Origin of the sequence: Pseudomonas sessilinigenes (genome assembly GCF_003850565.1) — a bacterium.
GTDB lineage: Bacteria > Pseudomonadota > Gammaproteobacteria > Pseudomonadales > Pseudomonadaceae > Aquipseudomonas > Aquipseudomonas sessilinigenes.
In genome coordinates this window covers 2,245,954-2,266,307 of record NZ_CP027706.1, presented here as the reverse complement: position 1 = coordinate 2,266,307, position 20,354 = coordinate 2,245,954, and the positions used below count along the sequence as shown (strand labels likewise).

Here is a 20,354-nt window from a genome sequence, read left to right as displayed (position 1 = left end):
GGGGAACCTGCCTGAGAATTCGGAAACGGTTGAAGAGAACGGTCCATGTTTCAGATGCAACGTTTCAGATGCGGCCAGGTGCCCGAACATCGAGCGGCCATGGCTCCCGGAGTATCCGTGGGCCATCGACCGCCAGGGTCTGGCGCCGCCTGGAAACGCTAAAACATCCCCTGGCGGGGAACTGACATAGGAAGTTGGGACACTGCCCGGGCCCTGTCCCCAAAGTCACTGCGACCCGCGCCGGCTCAAGGCCGGCGCGGGAAACCATGACCGACAAGGGTCACTGCAGGCTCAGAGGCGCCGCTGGCGCTTGAGCTGGGGAATGGTGGTGGCGGGGATGTCCACACTTTGCGAATGACTGCGGGTATTGGCTGCCAGCGCCGCCAGGGTGGGCTGGCTGAACAGCAGCCGTGCATCGGCGTGCAGCCCCTCCTGGCGCATGCGCGCCACCAGGCTGACCGCCAGCAGGGAATGCCCGCCCAGCTCGAAGAAATGGTCATGGCGCCCTACCCGCTCGACTTGCAGGACCTCGGCCCACAGCCGCGCCAGGGTGGTTTCCAGCTCTCCCACCGGCGCCTCGAAGGCCCGTGCCAGCACCGCCTCGGCCCCAGGTTCGGGCAGGGCCTTGCGGTCCAGCTTGCCGTTGCTGCTCAAGGGCAGCTCGGCAAGCAGTACATAGGCCGCCGGCACCATGTACTCCGGCAGGCGCTCCAGCACATGGGCCCGCAAGCCTTCCACGCCGGGTGCACTCGCCCCCGGGTGCAGGCTGTAGTAGGCCACCAGGCGCTCACTACGCATCAACACCGCCACCTCGCGCACTGCCGGATGGCTGGCCAGCCGCGCCTCGATTTCCCCCGGCTCCAGGCGCAAGCCGCGCAACTTGATCTGGAAGTCGTTGCGCCCCAGGAACTCCAGGTTGCCGTCGTCGCCGTAGCGCACCAGGTCGCCCGTGCGGTACAGCCGGTCGCCCGCGACGAAGGGGCTGTCGATAAAACGCTCGGCCTGCAACTGCGCCAACCCCAGGTAGCCACGGGCGACCCCGACGCCACCGATGTGCAACTGGCCACTGACACCCCGTGGTACGGGCTGGTCATGGGTATCGAGCACGTACAGCCGGGTGTTGGTAATCGCTCGGCCGATGGGCAATTGCACTGCCGGAATCGCTGCCCCCGGCTCCAGGGTCCAGGCGGTACTGTCCACCGTGGCCTCGGTGGGGCCATAGACATTGTGCAGCCGCGCCCTGGGCAGGCGCTGGCGGAACAGGCGGGCGATCGCCTCGGTCAGCTCGCCACCGCCGCAGAACACATCGGTGAGGCTCTGGCACTGGCCCGATTCTTCCAACTGCAGGAACTGCAACAGCATGGCCGGGACGAACTTGACCATCGTCACCTGCTGCTCCACCACCAGCTGTGCCAGGTAGGTCGGCTCACGCTGGCCGCCAGGTCGTGCCAACAGCAAGCGCATGCCGGTGACCAGTGGCCAGAACAGCTCCCAGACCGAACCATCGAAGCTGAACGGAGCCTTTTGCAGCAAGGTGCCGCCGCCGGACTGCGGGCACAACTGCGAGCCCCAGTGCATCAGGTTGCCCAGGCCACGGTGCTCCACCATCACCCCCTTGGGCGTTCCGGTGGAGCCGGAGGTGTAGATCACATAGGCCAGGTGCGAGACGTTCAGTCCCGGTACCTGCGGGTCATGGCCGGGCTGGTGGTGCCAGGCCGCATGGTCGAAGTCCAGCAGCGCCAGGCCCGGGCCTTGCAGCAGATGCCGGGTCGACTGCTGTACCAGCAGCACCCGTGGCTGGCTATCCTGGACCAGGAAACGCAGGCGCTCGGCCGGATAGTCCGGGTCCAGCGGCACATAGGCCCCGCCGGCCTTGAGAATCCCCAACAAGCCCACCAGCAGTTGCGGACCGCGCTCGACACAGAGCCCGACCCGGACATCCGGCCCGACACCCAGTTCGCGCAGGTGATGGGCGAGCTGGTTGGCTTCATGGTTGAGCTGTGCATAGCTCAGGCACTGCTCGCCGGCTTGCAGCGCAATGGCCTGGGGAGTGCGCCGCACCTGGGCCTCGAACAAGGCGTGCAGGGTCGACTCGCGCGGGTAGTCGGACTCGGTGGCGTTGTACTCCAGCAGCAGTTGCGCCGCCTCTGCCGGCGGCAGGATCGACAGGCTGTGCAGCGGCGTCTGCGGGGCCTGCGCCAAGGCCTGCAACAGCCCCTCCAGGGCGCAGACCAGGTAATCCAGGACCCGCTGGGCGCCGATCTGTCGCGGAGCCCGGACACCCAGGCGAAAGCCCGGCTCCAGGTCATCCACCGCCAGCATCAGCGGGTAGCTGACCACTTCCTCGCAGCTCAGCAGCTCCACCCCTGGCAGATCCTGCAGCAGTGCCTGGGCGTCGGCACCGACGTTATGCCGATAGTTGAGCAAGGCATTGAACAGTGGCGTCGGCGGCGCCACCGCGCTGCAGCGCTGGGCCAGGGACAACGGCGCCTGTTCGTGGGCCAGCAAGGCACTGAGGCGTGCCTGGACCTGGCGCAGGCCGTCGGCGACCCCGAGCCCTGCCAGCTCCAGGCGCAGCGGCAAGGTGTTGATGAACATGCCCAGGGCCCGATCAGCGCCGGCGCCGGCTTGCAGCCGCCCCAGCAGTACCGTCCCGAACAACACATCGTCGCGACCGCTGCTGCGCCCCAGCACCAGGGCCCAGGCCAGGTGGAACAGGCTGGCAGCGCTGACGCCCTGTCGGCGCACCGCGCTCCTGAGGCGCCGGGCCAGATCTTCATCCAGCAATTGCCGGACCTCATCCGGGGCCGACTGCTCGCCAGGACGCTCCTTGAGCTCGAAGGCCAAGGTCGGCGCGTCCACCGCTGCCAGGCCCTGGCGGAAAAACGCCGCGTGTTCCTGCTGTTGCAAGCCGGTACGCGCCACGTACTCCCGATAGGCGAAAGGCGCGGCCAGTTGCCCTTGGTGCCCGGCCATATGGGCACCGATCTCGGTCATCAGCGTCACCGTGGAGGTGGCATCGTTGACCAGGTGATGAAAACGCAGCATCGCCACCCAGCGCTGGTTCTGCCGGTCTTCGGCCCAGGCCAGGGCCAGCATCGGCGCCTGGCGAATATCCAGCGGCCGATGCCGCGGATCGAAATGCTCGATCAGTTGCTCGGCCACCGCGATCCCCCCAGGCTGGGGCTGCAATTCCTGCACCGTCAGCCGGGCCTCGCGCCAGACCACTTGCACCGCCGGTTCGACCACCTCCCAGACCAGGCTGGTCCGCAGGATGTCATGCCGCTGGATCACCGCCTGCAAGGCTTGGGCGAAGGCTTCCAGGTCTTCGCGGCGGGCAAAGGCGAACAAGGCGTGTTGCTGGTACGGATCGCGTGCGGCAAACGTCATGTGGTGATACAGCAGGCCCGCCTGCAAGGGCGCCAGCGGGTAGATCTCCTGCACATTGGCGGACCCGCCAGGAACCGTGGCCACCACCCGGTCGATGCTGTCCTGGTCCAGGTCCAGCAGGCTGAGCATGGACGGCGTGATGCGCTGGCATCCCGAAGGCACGCGGTTGGCCGGGACCTGCCAGGCCGGCCGGTCATCCACCGCGGCGGCGAGGCTGACCAGGGTCGGCTGGCCGAACAGTACCTGCACATCGGCATGCAGGCCCTCCTGGCCCATGCGCTGGATCAGCTGCAAGGCCAGCAGGGAATGCCCGCCCAACTCGAAGAAATGGTCATGGCGCCCGACTTGCGGCACGTGCAGCACCTCGCTCCAGAGCCGGGCCAGGGTGGTTTCCAGCGGCCCGCAGGGGGCCTCGTACTCGCGGCTGATCAGCGCTTGCGGGCCCGGGCCCGGCAACGCCTGGCGATCCAGCTTGCCATTGGCGGTCAGCGGCAAGGCCTCCAGCTGCACATACGCCATGGGCACCATGTAGTCCGGCAAGTGCTGGAGCAGGTACTCGCGCAACTGGCCGATGGCTACCGGCTCGCGGGCGGTGAACCAGGCCACCAGTTGACCGTCGCGGGCCTGGACCACGGCCTCCTGCAGAAGCGGATGGCAGCCCAGGCAGGTCTCGACTTCCCCCAGTTCGATGCGCAGGCCACGGATCTTCACCTGATCGTCGTTGCGGCCCAGGTACTCCAGGGTGCCGTCCCGTTGCCAGCGAGCCAGGTCACCGGTGCGATACATGCGGGCACCGGGCTGGTCGCTGAATGGATCGTCGAGGAAGCGCTCGGCGGTCAGTTGGGGCCGGTTGAGGTAACCGCGGGCCACGCCTGCGCCACCGACATACAGCTCGCCAGGCACGCCAATGGGCAACGGTTGCTGCTGCTCGTCCAGGAGGTAGATGCGGGCATTGGCGATCGGTCGCCCGATATGCAAGGGCGCGTCGACCTCGATCACCCCGGAAGTGGCCACCACCGTGGCCTCGGTCGGACCGTAGTTGTTCACCAGGACAAAGCCCTGTTCACCTGGCGCCTGGCGCAGGCGATCGCCACCCACCAGCAAGGTGCGCAGGGTTGGGTGGCCGGACTGCTGGCTGAAGGCGTACTCGGCGACCGGGGTCGGCAGGAAGCTCAGGTCCAGGGGCTGGGTACGCCACCAGGCGAGCAAGGCGTCCAGGTTTTCCGGCCCCTCGCTGACCGGGGCCAGGTGCAGGGTCGCCCCGGCACACAGGGTCGGCCAGACCTCCCAGGCCATGGCATCGAAACCAAAGCCGGCCAGGCAGGACGCCTGGCTGCCTGGCCGCAGGTCGAAGGCCTGGCAGTGCCAGTCCACCAGTCCGGACAGGCTCCGGTGCTCCACCAGTACGCCCTTGGGCAGGCCGGTGGAACCTGAGGTGTAGATCACGTAGGCCAGGTGCTGCGGGGTCAATCCGGGAACCTGCAGATTACGGGGGCTGCCCTGGCGCCACTGTTCGCTGTCCACGCTCAGAACCGGCACCGACAGGGGCGGCAACCCTTCCGCCAGGCTTCCCTGGGTAAGCACCGCCACCGGCGCACAGTCCTCCAACAGGTAGGCCAGGCGCTCGGCCGGATGAGCCGGATCGATGGGCACATAACCGGCCCCCGCCTTGAGGATCGCCAACAGGCCCACCAGGGTCTCGGGGCTACGTCGGGCGACCATGGCGACCCGGTCGTCCGGGCTTACGCCCAATGTCAGCAGGTGCCGGGCCAGGGTATTGGCCCGCTGGTTGAGCTGGGCATAGCTCAGGGTCCGTCCCTGGGCCACCAGGGCGATGGCTTCGGGGGTGTGCTCGGCCCAGGCTTCAATGCGCGCATGGATGAGGCGTTCGGCGCTCGGCGCTCGGTCGGTGGCGTTCCACTGCTGCAGCCGCGCACGCTCGCCATCGGTCAGCAATGAGAAACGCCGTATGGGCAGCGCCACGTCCTCCAGCCCCTGCTGCAGTACATGCAGCAGGTGGGCGGACAGCGCCTGGATGTCTTCGTCCCGGAAGTAGCTGCGATCGTAGACGAAGTGCATCCAGGCACTGTCCTCGAAACGGTTGCTGCGCAGGTGGATGGCCAGCGGCGCCGGCTCATGGTGGTTGGAAACCTTGACCGAGGAAGCCCCGGCTTCGCCGTAGTGGTAGTCGAGGTTTTCCACTTCATAGGACAGCGACAGCTCGAACAGCTGGGTGCGATCCTCACGCAGCAGTCCCAACGCCCGGTTGAGTTCGCTCAAGGGGAAACGCTGGTGGCGAAAATCCTGCTTGAGCCTGTCGCGCACCGCCATCACCAACCCCTGGAAGGTCAGCTCGCCAGGAAAATCCATGCGTACCGCACTGACCTGGGTAAAGGAACCCAGGGTGGCCTTGAAGGCCGCGTTGGGCCGGTTGAGTACAGGCATGCCCAACACCCATTCGGCACGCTGGCCAACCCGGGTGAAGTACACATGCAGCGCCGCCAGCAGCACATGGAATGCCGACCCGCCCAGTTCCTGGCCCAGGCTCTTCATCCGCTCATGCAGGACGGCCGGGAAGGCTTGCACCAGGGACTCCCCAGGAGGGGCGTCGGGAGATGGCCGGTAACGCGGGCGCAACAGGGGCTCGGGCAAGGTGCGATACAGGTCCAGCCAATAGTCGCGGTCGCGCTGATAGCGGCTGGACTGGCGATAGCGGGCATCGTCCTCGATGAAGTCACTGAAGCACGGGGCCGTGGCCTCGGGCTCTTCGCCGCGCAACAGGGCACCGTAGACCTCGCCCAGGGCCTGGGAGAGCTGGGCAAAACCCCAGCCATCGAGGATCAGGTGATGGGCCTCGACTTCCACCAGGTGGTGCTCGGGGCCCAGGCGCAGCAGCGAGAAACGGCACAGGCGCTGCCCTTCCAGGGGAAAGGCCTGTTGCATTTGTCGCTGGACATGCTGGCGGGCGACAGCCAGCGGGTCGGTTTCGTCGCTGAAGTCGTGAAAGGCCAGTTCCACCGACCCGTGGCGGTCGAAGTACTGCAGGGGCAAGCCGTCCTGGCTGCCTTCGAGGGAGAGTACGGTGCGCAGCACGTCATGCCGGGCCACCACCAACTCCACGGTGCGCTGCATCAACTCGGGGCGGAACGGACCTCGCAGCTCGGCATACCCGCCGATGTTGTACAACGGCGAGTCGCCACGACTGAGCTGGTCGAGCCAGATATCGCGTTGCCCGGCGGTCAACGGCAGGCCCGTGGCCTGTAGTGGGCTGGCGTTCATGAATGCCCCCGGGCCGCTCTCGCAACCGACGATTGGCGCAGTGAAACGAGAGTGGCAGGTGCGACGAAGTCGCCCACGGCTATGGCAGCAAAAAGTGTCATAAGATCCTTCTCATGTGATGGCCTGGGCACTGATGTCCGCGGATTTAAGCACCGGCCCCAGGGCCTGTATGTCACCCGAAACCCGGACGGTCCGGGGGCCCGCCTAGGCTGTGGAGCGGCTGTTGGCCGGGCGATGCCGGGAGCAAGGAAGTGATTAGCGGATCGGCTGAATTAGCTGTAGGAAATTGACCATCCGTACACGAGGCAGTTGACTCGAAAGTCGACTTCCGACCCCTTGGCCAAACAGCCCGTTCAGGCACTTGCACAGGGGCGCAAGCAAACGCCCACGGGCCCGCCAGGCCGATTCGCGCGATCGTGGACGCGGCGTTGCAGAGCACCGGGCAGGCTTTTTTTGTCCCAGTTTACCCCTACAGACGCCAAGCAAATTCTTAGGCTTAAATCAGATTCGTCTGACCGGATCAGGTTCATGGAGAACCTGTTGCGGTGTGCCGTCGCAACAAGGCTTCGATCAGCGATTTGCCTTGATCAAGGATGATAGGGATATGAGTCTGAGCAGCAACCTCGCGAACATGCAAACCCCACACTTCTACCTGGAACTGGGACAGTTGATCTCCAGCACCGGCCATGGGCAGTTCGCCGCCAACATGCTCGAACTGGTGAACAAGCTGGTCTCGGTGAGCCAACTGTTGCTCAGCGAGTGGACCCTCGACGAAAACCTGGGCTGCTCCCGGGAGATCGCCCTGCTGGGGCGCGCCGGCTTGCAGGAAGAGCTGCCACTGCCCGAGCCACCGCGACGCCATGACCCGCTGCTGCACAAGATGCTGGAAATGGACGATTCGCTGCTGATCCAGATCAACATCCAGCCCCATGACCGGCAATCGCGCAATCTCCCCCACCAGTGCCACCTGGTCTCGCGCAAGGCCAACCGCCGCTGTGTCATCGCCTTCTATCGCGAGTCGGCCCAGGGCGCCTTTTCCCTGGCCGAGCTGTCGTTTCTCAAGAGCCTGTCCACAACCCTGCTGCCACTGCTGGAGCGCCATGCCCAACAGTATCGGCAACAAGCCCTGAAGAGCCTGCGCAACTGGAGCACGCGGCCGGTGGCCAATCAGGACCAGTCCCCGTTGCAGCGGGAGTTCGACGAGCGCCTGTCGCTGGGCGACATCACACTCTCGGCCCGGGAAAAGGAAGTCTGCCTGGGGTTGCTGACCGGCGGCACGGTGCCGGAGATGGCCCAGCGCCTGAGCGTCAAGAACAGCTCGATCGAGACCTACCTCAAGCGTGCCGCCGCCAAGCTGGGGGTCAGTGGCCGCCACGGCCTGGCCAAGTGGATGGTCGGCGCCTGATCCTGCCTCCCCTACCCTGATGCGGGTCACCCGGGTGTTTTGGCCGGGCCCGCGTCAATGTTGGCCGTCCAGGTTCAGGAAACACCCCTGAGAATGCGTCCAGCCGGGCCCGCCACGGCAAGAGCGCCGAGGCTTCAGACCTCGCAGTCCGCAGAAACCGCCCACCACTGGCCGAACAGCGCCAGCCCGGCAGCCCGGGCCAGCGCCACCGAGGCCAGGTTGTCGGTCTGGCAGCGGTACTGCGGCTCCTGGCCCTGCTCCAGGGCATGTCGGCAGATGGCCCGCACCAGCCTGCGCGCATGGCCACGGCCGCGAAACGGCTCCAGGGTCAGGACCCCGAGATCGGCCAGCCTCGACTCGTCCCAGGGATACAGGCTGGCCGCCGCCACCAACCGTCCTTCGTCGAACGCCCCGAATACCGCCCAGTGGTCCAGCTCGACGTAGGCATTGTCCAGGTCCTCTTCGCTGGCACTGGACTGGAAGCCAGTGAAGGCCTGCTCATCGCTGGCCGATAGCGCCCGGGTATCGCCCAGGGCATCGTCGCCAAGCAACTCGGCCTGGCACTGGCGAGGGAAATAGAACACATGGTCGGCGCCATTGAAGGTGATGCCGGCCCGCGCCACCCGGGCCAGAAACTCGGCCTCGGTGGCTACCGGGGCCTCGGGCAACCCCATGATCTGCGCCATGGCCGGGGTCAGTGCCGCCTGGCTGCCGCCGGGGGTCTGGAGCAGCATCAGGCGTGACTCGTCCTCCAGTTCGGGATTGAGTCGCACACTGAAACCGCCGTTGCCCTGCAAGCCTTCCGGGCAGCAGAACTGTGATTGCCAGTAGTCTTGAACAGTCGCTGAAAACCAGGTCATGAGGGTCATCCACAAAGTTGTCGTTCAAAGGTTGGCCGGCCACCCGGCCCGCATTCACAGGCGCCCTTCGGCGCGGTCCTGCGCCGTCACCGAGGTCAGCCGGGCCAGGCGCGGCGCCAGCCACTGGTTCAAGTCGTCCAGGTAGCTGAACACCACCGGCACCAGCACCAGGCTGAGCAGGGTCGAGGTCACCAGGCCGCCGATCACCGCCACCGCCATGGGGGCGCGGAAACCGGCATCGGCCCCGGTGCTGAACACCGCCGGGAGCATGCCGGCGACCATGGCCAGGGTGGTCATGATGATCGGCCGCGCCCGTTCGGCTCCCGACTGCATCAGGGCCTGGTGCCGGGACACGCCGGCACGGCGCTTCTCGATGGTGAACTCCACCAGCAGGATCGAGTTCTTGGTGACGATGCCCATCAACATCAACAGGCCGATGACCACTGGCATGTCGATGGCGGCGCCATACAGCAACAGCCCGCCGATGGCTCCGCCCACCGACAGTGGCAGCGCAGTGAGAATGGTCAGTGGCTGCAGGAAATCGCGAAACAGCAGCACCAGCACCGCGAACACCATCATGATGCCGAAGCCCATGGCCACGGCGAACTTGTCGAACATCTCGGTCATGTACTCGCCATCGCCGTACTCCATGCGAGTCACGCCCTGGGGCAGGTCTTGCAGGGCCGGTAGCTGCTCCACGGCCTCCAGTGCAGTCCCCAGGGTCAGCCCGGACAGATCGGCATCCACCGAGATCCTGCGCAGCCGCGAGAAACGCTCGATCCGCGCCGGCCCGCTGCCATAACCGATATCGGCCACGGCGCTCAGCGGCACCACGGTGCCGCTGTTGGTGCCCACGCCAAGGTTGTTCAGGGCATCGAGATCACCCTGCTTGATCTGCGGCAGCAGTACCCGGATCGGCACCTGGCGATCGGGAAAGTTGAAACGCGCCGAGCTGGAGTTGATCTCCCCCACGGTGGCGATCCGAGCCACGCTGCCGATGGCCTGGGCACTGACCCCGGCCCTCGCCGCCTCGTCCGCCCGGGGCTGGATCAGCAGTTCCGGACGTGCCAGCGGCTCGTTGACCTGGACGTTGGCCAGCCCCTGGATACCGCGCATCTGCCGTTGCAAGGCATGGGCGGCCTGGCTCAGGACCTGGCCATCGGCCCCCACCAGGATGATCGAGACATCCCGTGCCGCGGCCTCGCCACGAAAGGAATAGCGCAGGTCGGCAAAACCGTTGAGCAACGGGCGCAGGGACTGCTCGAAGGCTTTCTGGCTGAGTTCGCGCTCGCTGGCCGGCACCAGCCGGACCAGCAGTTGCCCGGTCGCCACGTCGGTGGTGCCGGACGGGTCTTCACCGCCGGCGGTGGCGAACACCGAGAGCACCTCGGGCCGCTGGCGCAGTTGCTCGGCCATGCGGGTGAAAACCTCGTCGGTCTGGGCCAGGGGCGTGCCCGGCGGCAGGAACACATCGATACGCGTCAGGCTGGTGTCGTTGACCGGCATGAAGCCCGAAGGCAGCAGCGGCACCAGGGCGAACGAGCCACACAGGAACAAGCCGGCGATACCCAGGCTTCGGCGTCGATGGCCCAGGGCCCATTCCAGCAGGTTCAGGTAGTGCGCCAGGATTCCTCGCGGCGAGACTGGCGCCGGGTCGTGTCCTCCACTGGCGCAGGCCTTGGGTGCCAACAGATAGGCCGCCAGCAAGGGCGTGACCAGTCGCGCCACCAGCAACGAAGCCAGCACCGCCGCCGATACGGTGATGCCGAACGGAGCGAAGTACTGGCCGACGAAACCACCGATGAAGCTCACCGGCAGGAACACCGCAACGATGGTCGCCGTGATCGCCACCACGGCAAAGCCGATGGCGTCGCTGGCATCGATTGCCGCCTGGTAGGGACGCTTGCCCTGGTCCAGATGACGCTCGATGTTCTCGATCTCGACGATGGCGTCGTCCACCAGGATGCCGATCACCAGGGTCAACGCCAACAAAGTGATGCTGTTGAGGGAATAGCCGAAGGCGATCATCGCCACGAAGGTCGGCAGGATCGAGAGCGGCAAGGCAATGGCAGCCACCAGGGTGGCACGCCAGCTCCTGAGGAAGACGAACACCACCAGCACGGTCAACAACGCGCCTTCTACCAGGGTCATGACGGCAGCGTCATAGCTGGCCAGGGTGTAGTCAACGGTGGACGAGACCTGGAGGATCTGCAGGTCGGGGTTTTGCTGCTGCAGGCGCTGGATCGTGGCCTCTACCCCGGCGGCGACCCGGGTGTCGCTGGAGCCTTTGGCGCGAAACACTGCGACCCCCACCACCTCCCGACCGTCGAGCCGGGCCCTGGAGCGGGCCTCGCTGGCACCGTCGTAGACCTTGGCCAGGTCCTCCAGGCGTGCCCAGCGTCCATCGGACAAGGCAATGGGTGTATTGGCCAGGGCGTGCACGGTCGGTGCACTGCCCAGGGTGCGGATGGATTGCTCGCTGCTGGCCACGCTGGCCCGCCCACCAGGCACGTTGATATTGCTCTGCACCAGTTGCGCATTGACCTGGTCGGCGGTCACGCCCAGGGCTTGCAGGCGCTCGGCCTGCAACTCGACCCTGACCTCGCGCTCGACGCCACCCTGGCGCTGGACCTTCTGTACCCCCGGCACCGCCAGCAACTCACGGCTCAGTACATCGTCGACGAACCAGGACAAGTCAGCCAGCTGGCGGTCGCGCCCCTGCACCGCATAGTTGAGGATCGCCCCGCCCTCGACATCGACACGGGTGATCATCGGCTCCTCGATGGTCTGTGGCAGGTCGGCGCGGATCAGCGCGATGGCGTCGCGGATATCGTTGGCCGCGCGTCCCGGGTCGACCCCTAGCTGGAACTCCACGGTGGTCAGGGAAATACCGTCGCCCACGGTGGAGGTGATATGGCGGATCCCGGCCAGGCCCGATACCGCGCGCTCGACCCGCAGGGTCACCGAATGCTCAAGTTCGGTGGGCGCCGCCCCGACCTGGGAAATCACTACGGTGATCACCGGGAACTCCACCCTGGGATTGGCATTGATCGGCAACTGCACGAAAGAGAACCAGCCAGCGACCGTCAACACCAGGAACATCACCAGGGTGGGGATCGGCCGGCGGATCGCCCAAGAGGACAGTTGCAGGCTCATGGCGTCGCCCTCGACGGCTCGTCATCCGGGTTGACGATATCGCCATCGCGAACGAACGCCGAGGCCTGGGCCACGACCCGCTCACCCTCGGCGAGGCCAGCGAGTACCTCGACCTGGATACCATCACGCCGACCGACACGAACCTGGCGCAACTTGGCCGTACCGTCCGGCTCCAGCACCATGACCGAGGCCTGTTCGTCGCTGACGAAAGTCAGGGCCCGCTGTGGCAGCACCAGGCTCGTGGCCTGTTGCGGTCTCTCCAGGCTGGCGCTGGCGAAGCTGCCGGCACGCAGGCCGGGCTCGGCGGCCAGGGCAATGCGTACCCGGGCTCGCCGGCTCGTAGGGTCGACCTTCGGGGCCAACAGGCGCACAGTGCCGGCCACTGGCGTCGCCACCCCCGCTGCCTGGACCTGTACCTGGGTGCCGACTTCAAGCAGGCCCAGGCCGTTCTGCGTCACTTCGCCGTCCAGCTCCAGCTGGTTGTCGCGGATCAAGCGAAATAGTGGCTCGCTGCCGCTCATGGCTCCGATACGGGCATGGCGCTCGGAGATCACCCCCGCCACCGGTGCCCGCACCACGGCTTTCTGCCGCTGGGCCCGGGCATCCGCCAGCTCGGCCTGCGCCTGTTCACGCTCGGCCTGGGCTGCCGCCAGGTTAGCCTCGGCAGACCGCGACTGGGCCCGCTGCTGATCCACCTGCTGGGCACTGGCAGCACCAACGCTGCCCAGTTGATCGAGGCGGCCAAGGCTGGCCCGGGCCTCGGCATGCAGCGCCTGGTGCTGGCGGATCAGAGCAGTGCTGCGACGCAGCGCAGCCTCGGCCTGTTGTACCCGGGCGTCCAGAGTGCTGGTTTCCAACTGCGCCAGGGTCTGGCCCGCTATCACCTGGTCTCCCTCTTCCACCAAGACAGCCGCGACGCGCTGTTCTTGCAACGCGGTGCCAATGGCGATTTCTTCCCGGGGGACCACACTGCCGCTGATGAACAGGTTCTGCCCGACACTGCCCGGCTGGGCCACGACGCTGCTGACCTTCATGGCCGGCGCTACCTGGTTGTTATTGCCACCGGGCAGTTGGGTTCCTGGCAGCCACAGCGCCAGCACGGCGACCACCAGGGTCAGCAGCGCCATGATCAGGAGCTTGGGCTTGTGCTGGGCCAGGCGTTGGAGCCGCTGCTCGCGCCGTTGCTCGGGGGTGGGATTCGTCGGGTTCATCTGCTGGATTCTCGAATGATTACGCGCGCCCTTGCGCTGGGCGCAATGCTCTGCCGTGGAGCTGGCCATGGCTGCCTGGAGTACTGCGGGCGGTACTCAACCAGGCTCCAGGGGTTGGGGGCGCAGAAAGCGCCGAATGATCTGGCGCAGCATGGGTTGGTGCTCCCGGGCCTTGAACCCGGGCTCCAGCACTACCCTGGCGATGGCGCCCTCGGTGAGCGCCACCAGCCATACCGCGGCCTTGCCCGGGTCGAGCTGCGGGTCGACCTGGCCGGCGGCCATGCCGCGTTCGAGCAACACCGCCAGACCCGCCTTGACCTGGGCTTCATTGGCCGCGAACAGTGCCCCCACCTGCGGATTACGCGTGGCCTCAGCAGCGACCTCGATGCTGATGCGGGCCTGCAGCGGGTCGCTGGAAAGCGCCATCATGGCCAGGGCGAGTTCCTCGATGGCCCCCAGCGCGTCCTCGGCAGCGGACCAGCGCTCGAACAAGCGGAGCATGTTGTCCTGCTCCTGCTCGGCAATGGCCGCGATGATCGCTGCCTTGCTGGGAAAGTAATGAAACAGGTTGCCCGGGCTCATCCCGGCAGCGGCGCAGATCTGTGCGGTGCTGGTGGCGTGGAAACCGTGGCGGGCGAAACATTCCACCGCGGCGCCAAGGATCTGGCGACGCCGATGCTGTGCCTTGTAGGGGTCTGCCGTTCTCATTGCTCATCCTGGCGCAGCAGGCTCGTGCAGCGCGATGAATAGACTGATTGATCGATCTATTTTTGAGTCCAGAGCCAGCCGCGGCCAACGCTCCACGGCATGGCCGGGATCGTCCCCTGGCTGGCGATCTGCAATGACGACAGGCTAGCGCGGAGCTTTTCCGGCAGCTGTAAATCTATGTGAAAAATGGTGCATAACGACTGCAAGCGCATGGCTCCCGCGACTCAGCCGCCCTCGACGTGCAACCCACGTTGCACGTACCACGACAGTGGCAGCGTCAACAGCAGGAGCGCCGCCAGTACCATGATCGCTACCATCACGCTGCTGGCATCGCTGAGCAGGCCTGCCAGAACCGGGGCCAGCGCCCCGCCGCCGATGGTGCCGGTGTAGAACAGCGAGAACGCCTGTTCGCGCTTGCCGGCAGCCGCCAGGTCCGGCACTGCGCCATAGAGCACCGATGAGGTGCCGTTGAGCACCAGGCCCAGCAGCGGCAACATCAGCATCAGGCCGCCATAGGGCAGGAACACCGCCAGCACGATCAGGCAGGCCGTGCTGGATTCGGTGATCCAGACGGTCTTCATCATGCCGATGCGGGCCCCGAGATAACCGCAGAACAGCTTGCCGAACGCGCCGCCGATGAACAGCAGGGTCAGGGCCAGGCCGATCCCGACGCTACCCGCGCCCTTGGCCTTGAGCAGGAACGGCAGGAAGGTCAGGAAGCCCATGCGCACGGCACTGTCCAGCGTGCCGGTGATGATCAGCGCCCATAACCCACTGAGCGAGCCATGGCCGTTGGCGGCCTTCGGGGCCTTGCCCTGCATGGCCAAGGTACTGTCCCTGGATGGCATCAGCCACCACAGCAGCACTGCGCAACCCAGCCCCAGCAAGCCGACCAGGGTGACGCTGGCCCGCCAACTGGCCACGGCCAGCAGCAGCCCCACCAACCCGGGAACCAGGGTCTTGCCGATGTCTCCGGCGAAGTTGTATTGGGCCAGGGCTTCCTTGACCCCGCCACCGGCTTCATGGGTATCGGTGATCATCGATGAGGCCAGGGGGTGCTGGGTGCTGGCGCCCAGGCCTCCGAGCGCCAGGGCCAGGAGCAATACCGCAAGCCCGGTGGCCTGCCCCGCCAGCAGGTAGGCCAGCCCGGCCAGTGCGGTACCGCCCACCAGCAGTCGCTCGCGCCCCCAGCGCCGGGCCGCCCGACTGGCCAGCAACTGGAAGCCGGCCATCATGGCGGAGTAGACCCCACGCAACAGGCCGATCTGCCCATAGCTCAAGGCAAATTGCGCCTGCCAGAGCGGTAGCAATACGTAGATCACATCGGTGAGCCCGTCATGCACGGCATGGGCGCTGCATCCGGCCAGCAGGGAGCGGCGACGTACCTGGGTGTCGTTGGCGGGGGCCGGGGTGGCGTGGTTCAGATCGTTCATGATGTGGGCCGGATGAAGTGGAGGGAAGAAAGCAAACAACGTCGCAGGCGCTGGCTGAATCAACCGGCCAACTGCCGCCGGGGTTGCGGGGCGCGCCAGCCAAACCAGCCGATCAGCAGGACCAGCAGTTGGAACATCACGATCAGCGCTACGCAGCCATGCCAGCCCCAGCGCTCCCAAAGCAGTGCCGGGACCAGAGCCCCGCCGCTGCCCCCCAGGTAGTAGCAGCTCAGGTATAGCCCTACCGCACGAGCCTTGTTTGGCCCGGCCCTGGTACTGGTAAAGGCATTGGCCGCAGCCTGGGCCAGGAACACCCCGGTGGAGCTCAGCGCCAGGCCCAGCACCATCAGCCACAGGGAGGACAGTAGGGTCAGGGCCGAACCGCAGACGCCGAGCAGCGCCGCGACCGCTAGCAACTCGACCTGGGGACGGGAGCGGCTCAGGCGACCGGCGACGGGAATGACCACCAGTGCCAGCAGGAATACGCTGTAGAGCGTGCCCAGGGCCGCCGGCCCCAGCGCGAAGGGTGGCTGGCTGAGGTAGAGCCCGGCATAGGTAAAGGTGGCGACTTGCGAAAACAGTACGCAGAACCCCACGCCATAGGCCGCCAGCAAGGGTTTGCTGCACAGCTCACGCAGACCCGCCCGGCGCGTGGTGTTACCGGCCGGCACGGGGGGATTGGCCGGCAACAGGCGATGGATGGCCAGGCCGATGAGCACGCTCAGACCCGCCAGGACCACAAAGGCCTCGCGCCAGCCCAGGTACTGGGTCGCGACGCCGGTGACAAAGCGCCCGGCGAAGCCGCCGAGCACGGTACCGGCGACATAGAGGCTGGTGACTTCGGTGACGGTGCCGCCGCTCCAGCGATCGCCGATATAGGCCACGCTGGTGGCGAACACCAGGGGAATCAGCAGGCCTTCGACCAGGCGCCAGGCCAGCAGCTGGAACAGGCTGCCAGCGCCAGCCAGCAACACCGACGGCAGTGCCAGGAGCAAGGCGGCCAGCACGATCACCGTGCGTTGTGGAAAGCAGCTGCTCAAGCGCGTGCTCAAAGGCGCGCTGAGCGCCACACCCAGCGTGGTCAGGGTGATGCTCCAGCCGGCCTCCGCGGTGCCCACGGCAAACTCTTGGGCCAGTACCTGGAGAATGCCCTGGGTGGCATACAAATGGAGAAAAGCCGCGCAACCACATAAAAACAGGGCCAGGCGGGCGTGATGCTGGGGCAGATTCATGAAACCTCTCGTTTTGTGACGAAAGGGCTTTATAAAATACGCCGCCGAACCAAGACCAATACCGATTTTCGACCGATCGATACCCGGGAGCCAGGATGCTCGATCTACGCAGGTTGCGTTACTTTCTGACCGTCGCCGAAGAGCTGCACTTCGGCCGCGCCGCCTTGCGCCTGCACCTCGCGCAACCGCCGCTGACCCGCCAGATCTCGACGCTGGAAAACGAACTGGGATTTCGGTTGTTCGACCGTACCAGCCGCGCGGTGTCCCTCACTCCCCAGGGCCAGCACTTCCTGCCCTATGCCCAGGCGGTGCTGGAACAGGTGGAGCGGGCCCAGGTCATGGCGGACAAACTGGCCGCAGGCAGCGCCGGGCAACTGGCCCTGGGCTACGCCAGCTCGATTGCCTTGTCGGAGTTGTTCAGCCAGGCGCTCCAGGCTTTTGCCCAACGCTTTCCGCAGGTTCAACTGACCCTGGTGGAAGGCGCGTCGGTCAGCCAGTGGGGGCAAATCGTCGACGGTCGTATCGATATCGGCCTGAGCCGGATGCAACCGCCAGAGGAGCTGAGCGAAATCCACACCCGGTCCCTGGGCGATGAACCCCTGGTGGCGGCGCTCGCCAGCGACAGCCCGCTGGCGGCCCGGGCCGAGGTGAACCTGGCAGCGCTGAGCGAGTACCCGCTGATCCAGTTTCCGACCGGCTACGGCTCGGGACTCAACGAGGCCATAGAACAGCTGTACCGACGCAACGACCTGCCCCTGCGCCCTGGCCCCAGCGGGCGCCAGATCACCTCGATCATTGCCCTGGTGGCGGCGGGCCAGGGAATCGCCCTGGTACCCAGCTGTACCCAGACACTGGCCCGCAAGGGCGTGACCTACCGGCCAGTGACCGACCTGGGGGCCAGCGCCCCGCTGCTGGTATTGACCCGCAGCCAGGGGCGCAGTCACCTGGTGGAGGCGTTCTTGGGGGTGATCGATGAATTGTTCGAGGCACAACAGGCCACGATGCGGACCTGAATCAGAGCACCGTAAGCCCAAGGCCAGCCAACAGCATGCCGGCCTGGCTACGGGAAATGATCGCCCCCTTGAACAGCTTGGCGTCCACCAGCCGCAGGCCCTGCAGGCTCGCCTCGCGCAGGTCGGCATCGTCGAAACGGGCATTGTTCACCCGGGCCAGGGACAGGCTGCCGCCCTCGACGAACACCGCCTTGCGAAAATCGCAGTAGGTGAGGTCGGCCTCGCTGAAATCGATCTTGTACAGCTGCGCCTTGTAGAACGAGATGCCGGACAGCATGGCGCTGTTGAGCAGGCAATCGGAGAAAACCAGGCCCAGGGCCGAGACATCGGCGAAATTGGCCCCCGTCAGCTTGCAACCCTCGAACTGTACATGGGCGACCTTGCTGCGCTGCCACAGGGTGTTGTTCAGGTCGCAGCGTTCGAAACGGGCGTCGGTGAGCACCGCCGAGCGCAGGATCGCCTGGCCGGCCCGACAGCTGAGCCACTGGCTATTGCTCAGGTTGGCGGCGGTCAGGTTGCTGCCGCTGAAGCTGCAACGTTCGAAATGGGCCCCGGCGAGGTTGATGCGAGACAGGTCCTGGCCGCTCAGGTCCAGGCCTACGCCACGCACGGGCAAGGTTTGGCTGGCGACCAGCTCGGCCAGGGAACGATCTTGCAGATCCTCGGGGGTGATGTCGAAGTAACCGTCTTGCGCCTGCATGCTCTCTCCTGAGCCTGGGGTTGATGGGGTGCATCTTCTGGATGCGGTCTTGGGAGGTCAAGGCTGGTCGTTGGTTCCTTGCACGACCGGCGCCTGGCAGGAATACATTGCCCCCTGCCCTGCGCCAGGGTGAATCCGTTAGGCTTGGCGGCTGATGCCAGCAACGGTATTGCCACGAGGCACCGCACACCGTGGACGTCCACGCAATTTGTGGGGCTGGAGGGTTTGGCCGTTTCTTCCATGCCAACCTGTAATAACCATGTGGCCCATGACTGCATCATCGGCGACTTCGTCACCCTCGCTCCCAATGTCCATTGCAACGGTGCGGTGGTGATCGAGGACCATGCCTGTATCGGCGTCGGGGCCATCATCAAGCAGGGCACGGCAGAACGCCCCACCGTCATCGGCCGTGGCGCGGTGATCGGCATGGGGGAAGTGGTGACCAGGAGCGTGGCACCCTACACCACGGTCTGTGGCAATCCGGCCCGGCCGCTGCACAAGGCGCAATGAGGTGGCCTGGGCAGCCTTCGGGATACAAGAACGCCGTGGCGATTCACAGGTCGCGATCGCGGCTAGCCGATCACGTTGATTCCCAGGTGTGCGGCAAGGTGGCTGATCTGGTCACGGTCGAGCTTGACCCCGTCCAGGTTCACCAGCCGGATATCCAGGTCGCCCAGTTGCGAGTTGGTCAGGTCGCAGCCGGTGAAGTCGGCAGATCGCCAGTCGAACAGGCTGAACTCGCCACCAGACAGATCCGATCCGGCAAAACTGGCCCCGGTGACATTGGCCCCGGTCCAGCGGTTGTCCCACAGCTCGCACTTCTCGAGGTTCACCTTGGAGAAGTTGCTGTAGGCCAGGTTGCTCTTGTTGATGTAGGCATTGCAGAACCAGGACTTGCTGGAAATCACGTTCATGAAACTGGCGCTGCTGAAGTCGGCGCCCTGTGCCTTGCACTCAGTGATCTCCAGCCCCAGGGCGCTGGCAAAGTTGAACACGCAGACCGTCAGGTCGCAGCGCTTGAACGAGGCGCCCTTCAACTTGGCGCTGCGAAAGTTGCAACCCACTTGCCGCTCGGGGTCGTAGAAGCTGCAATCGATGAATTGGGTTTCCGACAGGTCGACCCGGGAAAAGTCGCAATCCAGAAAGGTTACGCCCGTAACGACCTGACCGGTAAGTTCCTCCACGCCGATGCGCTTGTTCTCAAAAACCTGGGACTCCATGGCACTTTCCTACACAATCTGTGGCCGATAACTCGACCAACCTAGCACCCCGATAGAGCCAATTGAAGCCTTTTCGTCTCACCCTTGCCCCTGCCAAGCCATGCGAAACCCATGCTGGTACAGACCACGGCGCTCTTGGCCAGTGATTCACCCTGCTTCAGGAGACAGGAAGTCCCTCTATGGAACACGTCATAAAGCACCTCGCCACTCAAGGCCTGGTACTGTTCATTTTCTTTTCACTCATGTACCACGTAAGCAACATCCGTCGCTGGGATGTCACGACCCAGGAAGACTTCGAGCAGGCGCTGAAACGCCTGCACATCGACAAGTATCAATTGCTGGTAGACCGCCGCGTATCACCGAGGCCGAAACGACAGGGCGAGATCTACCGCATCTTGCATGACCACGCCGAAAGCTACTTTCTCTACCAGCGTACCGGCAGCAACCCGGGCGTACTCCAACCGCTCACCAAGGAGCGGGCGCTGCTGGCGGCCAAGATGAACAGCTGAGCCGCGAGTCCGGGAACGAGCTTAGAAGCACTTCGTCCCCTGGGGAAAACTGTTCCGTCAGGAACTGCGCGAAACTGCGCAACCTGGCCGAGTGATATCGATCTGGCAGGTACACCACATTCACCGGGCGACTGGGCAGCTCCTGCTCTGGAAAGAGTTGGACCAGGCGTCCCGCCTGGACATCCGACTGCAACAAGAGCGCGGGTTAACGACCCTCGCGAGCAAGCTTCGCTCCTAC

At 65.6% G+C, this 20,354-nt stretch carries 14 protein-coding genes; 4 read left to right on the top strand and 10 right to left on the bottom strand.

Annotation, left to right across the window (positions count from 1 at the left end):
* Positions 1 to 291: 291 nt before the first annotated feature.
* The gene (locus C4K39_RS10755) at positions 292 to 6,669 is read right to left on the bottom strand and encodes a non-ribosomal peptide synthetase (protein ID WP_124346318.1); all 6,378 of its coding nucleotides are present in this window, start codon (positions 6,667 to 6,669) and stop codon (positions 292 to 294) included.
* Between the two features lie 604 nt (positions 6,670 to 7,273).
* On the opposite strand from C4K39_RS10755, the gene C4K39_RS10750 reads away from it, so the two are divergent.
* The gene (locus C4K39_RS10750) at positions 7,274 to 8,074 is read left to right on the top strand and encodes a helix-turn-helix transcriptional regulator (protein WP_068586368.1); all 801 of its coding nucleotides are present in this window, start codon (positions 7,274 to 7,276) and stop codon (positions 8,072 to 8,074) included.
* A 134-nt stretch (positions 8,075 to 8,208) separates the two neighbouring features.
* Here the strand turns inward: C4K39_RS10750 and C4K39_RS10745 are convergent, their stop codons facing one another.
* The 6 genes from C4K39_RS10745 to C4K39_RS10720 all read right to left on the bottom strand — a co-directional run bounded on the left by C4K39_RS10745 (position 8,209) and on the right by C4K39_RS10720 (position 16,674).
* Complete coding sequence (locus tag C4K39_RS10745; protein WP_124346317.1) at positions 8,209 to 8,934, bottom strand: GNAT family N-acetyltransferase; 726 nt, start codon at positions 8,932 to 8,934, stop codon at positions 8,209 to 8,211.
* Between the two features lie 54 nt (positions 8,935 to 8,988).
* Positions 8,989 to 12,090 (bottom strand): efflux RND transporter permease subunit, encoded by a 3,102-nt coding sequence (locus C4K39_RS10740; protein ID WP_124346316.1) that lies wholly within the window; start codon positions 12,088 to 12,090, stop codon positions 8,989 to 8,991.
* Positions 12,087 to 13,370 carry an efflux RND transporter periplasmic adaptor subunit gene (locus tag C4K39_RS10735; protein WP_083236093.1) on the bottom strand — a complete coding sequence of 428 codons (1,284 nt, stop codon included), beginning with the start codon at positions 13,368 to 13,370 and terminating at the stop codon, positions 12,087 to 12,089. Before C4K39_RS10735 ends, C4K39_RS10740 begins: the two co-directional genes overlap by 4 nt.
* Positions 13,371 to 13,397: 27 nt before the next feature.
* Positions 13,398 to 14,009 (bottom strand): TetR/AcrR family transcriptional regulator, encoded by a 612-nt coding sequence (locus C4K39_RS10730; protein WP_124346315.1) that lies wholly within the window; start codon positions 14,007 to 14,009, stop codon positions 13,398 to 13,400.
* A gap of 224 nt (positions 14,010 to 14,233) precedes the next feature.
* The gene (locus tag C4K39_RS10725; protein ID WP_124346314.1) at positions 14,234 to 15,442 is read right to left on the bottom strand and encodes an MFS transporter; all 1,209 of its coding nucleotides are present in this window, start codon (positions 15,440 to 15,442) and stop codon (positions 14,234 to 14,236) included.
* A gap of 59 nt (positions 15,443 to 15,501) precedes the next feature.
* Positions 15,502 to 16,674 carry an MFS transporter gene (locus tag C4K39_RS10720; RefSeq protein WP_124346313.1) on the bottom strand — a complete coding sequence of 391 codons (1,173 nt, stop codon included), beginning with the start codon at positions 16,672 to 16,674 and terminating at the stop codon, positions 15,502 to 15,504.
* Positions 16,675 to 16,769: 95 nt separating this feature from the next.
* On the opposite strand from C4K39_RS10720, the gene C4K39_RS10715 reads away from it, so the two are divergent.
* Complete coding sequence (locus C4K39_RS10715) at positions 16,770 to 17,687, top strand: LysR family transcriptional regulator (protein WP_068586343.1); 918 nt, start codon at positions 16,770 to 16,772, stop codon at positions 17,685 to 17,687.
* 1 nt (position 17,688) lies between these two features.
* Here the strand turns inward: C4K39_RS10715 and C4K39_RS10710 are convergent, their stop codons facing one another.
* Positions 17,689 to 18,387, bottom strand: coding sequence for a pentapeptide repeat-containing protein (locus tag C4K39_RS10710; RefSeq protein WP_068586341.1), 699 nt, complete (start codon positions 18,385 to 18,387; stop codon positions 17,689 to 17,691).
* Between the two features lie 240 nt (positions 18,388 to 18,627).
* Between C4K39_RS10710 and C4K39_RS10705 the strand changes: the two genes are divergently transcribed.
* Positions 18,628 to 18,897, top strand: a complete 270-nt coding sequence (locus C4K39_RS10705; RefSeq protein WP_367613710.1) for an LbetaH domain-containing protein — start codon at positions 18,628 to 18,630, stop codon at positions 18,895 to 18,897.
* Positions 18,898 to 18,959: 62 nt separating this feature from the next.
* Here the strand turns inward: C4K39_RS10705 and C4K39_RS10700 are convergent, their stop codons facing one another.
* The gene (locus C4K39_RS10700) at positions 18,960 to 19,607 is read right to left on the bottom strand and encodes a Qnr family pentapeptide repeat protein (protein ID WP_124346312.1); all 648 of its coding nucleotides are present in this window, start codon (positions 19,605 to 19,607) and stop codon (positions 18,960 to 18,962) included.
* A gap of 179 nt (positions 19,608 to 19,786) precedes the next feature.
* On the opposite strand from C4K39_RS10700, the gene C4K39_RS10695 reads away from it, so the two are divergent.
* Complete coding sequence (locus C4K39_RS10695; RefSeq protein WP_124346311.1) at positions 19,787 to 20,116, top strand: hypothetical protein; 330 nt, start codon at positions 19,787 to 19,789, stop codon at positions 20,114 to 20,116.
* Here C4K39_RS10695 and C4K39_RS32035 read toward each other — a convergent pair.
* Positions 20,073 to 20,309, bottom strand: a complete 237-nt coding sequence (locus tag C4K39_RS32035) for a LysR substrate-binding domain-containing protein (RefSeq protein WP_206600624.1) — start codon at positions 20,307 to 20,309, stop codon at positions 20,073 to 20,075. The two genes, C4K39_RS10695 and C4K39_RS32035, sit on opposite strands and share 44 nt — an antisense overlap.
* Positions 20,310 to 20,354: the final 45 nt, after the last annotated feature.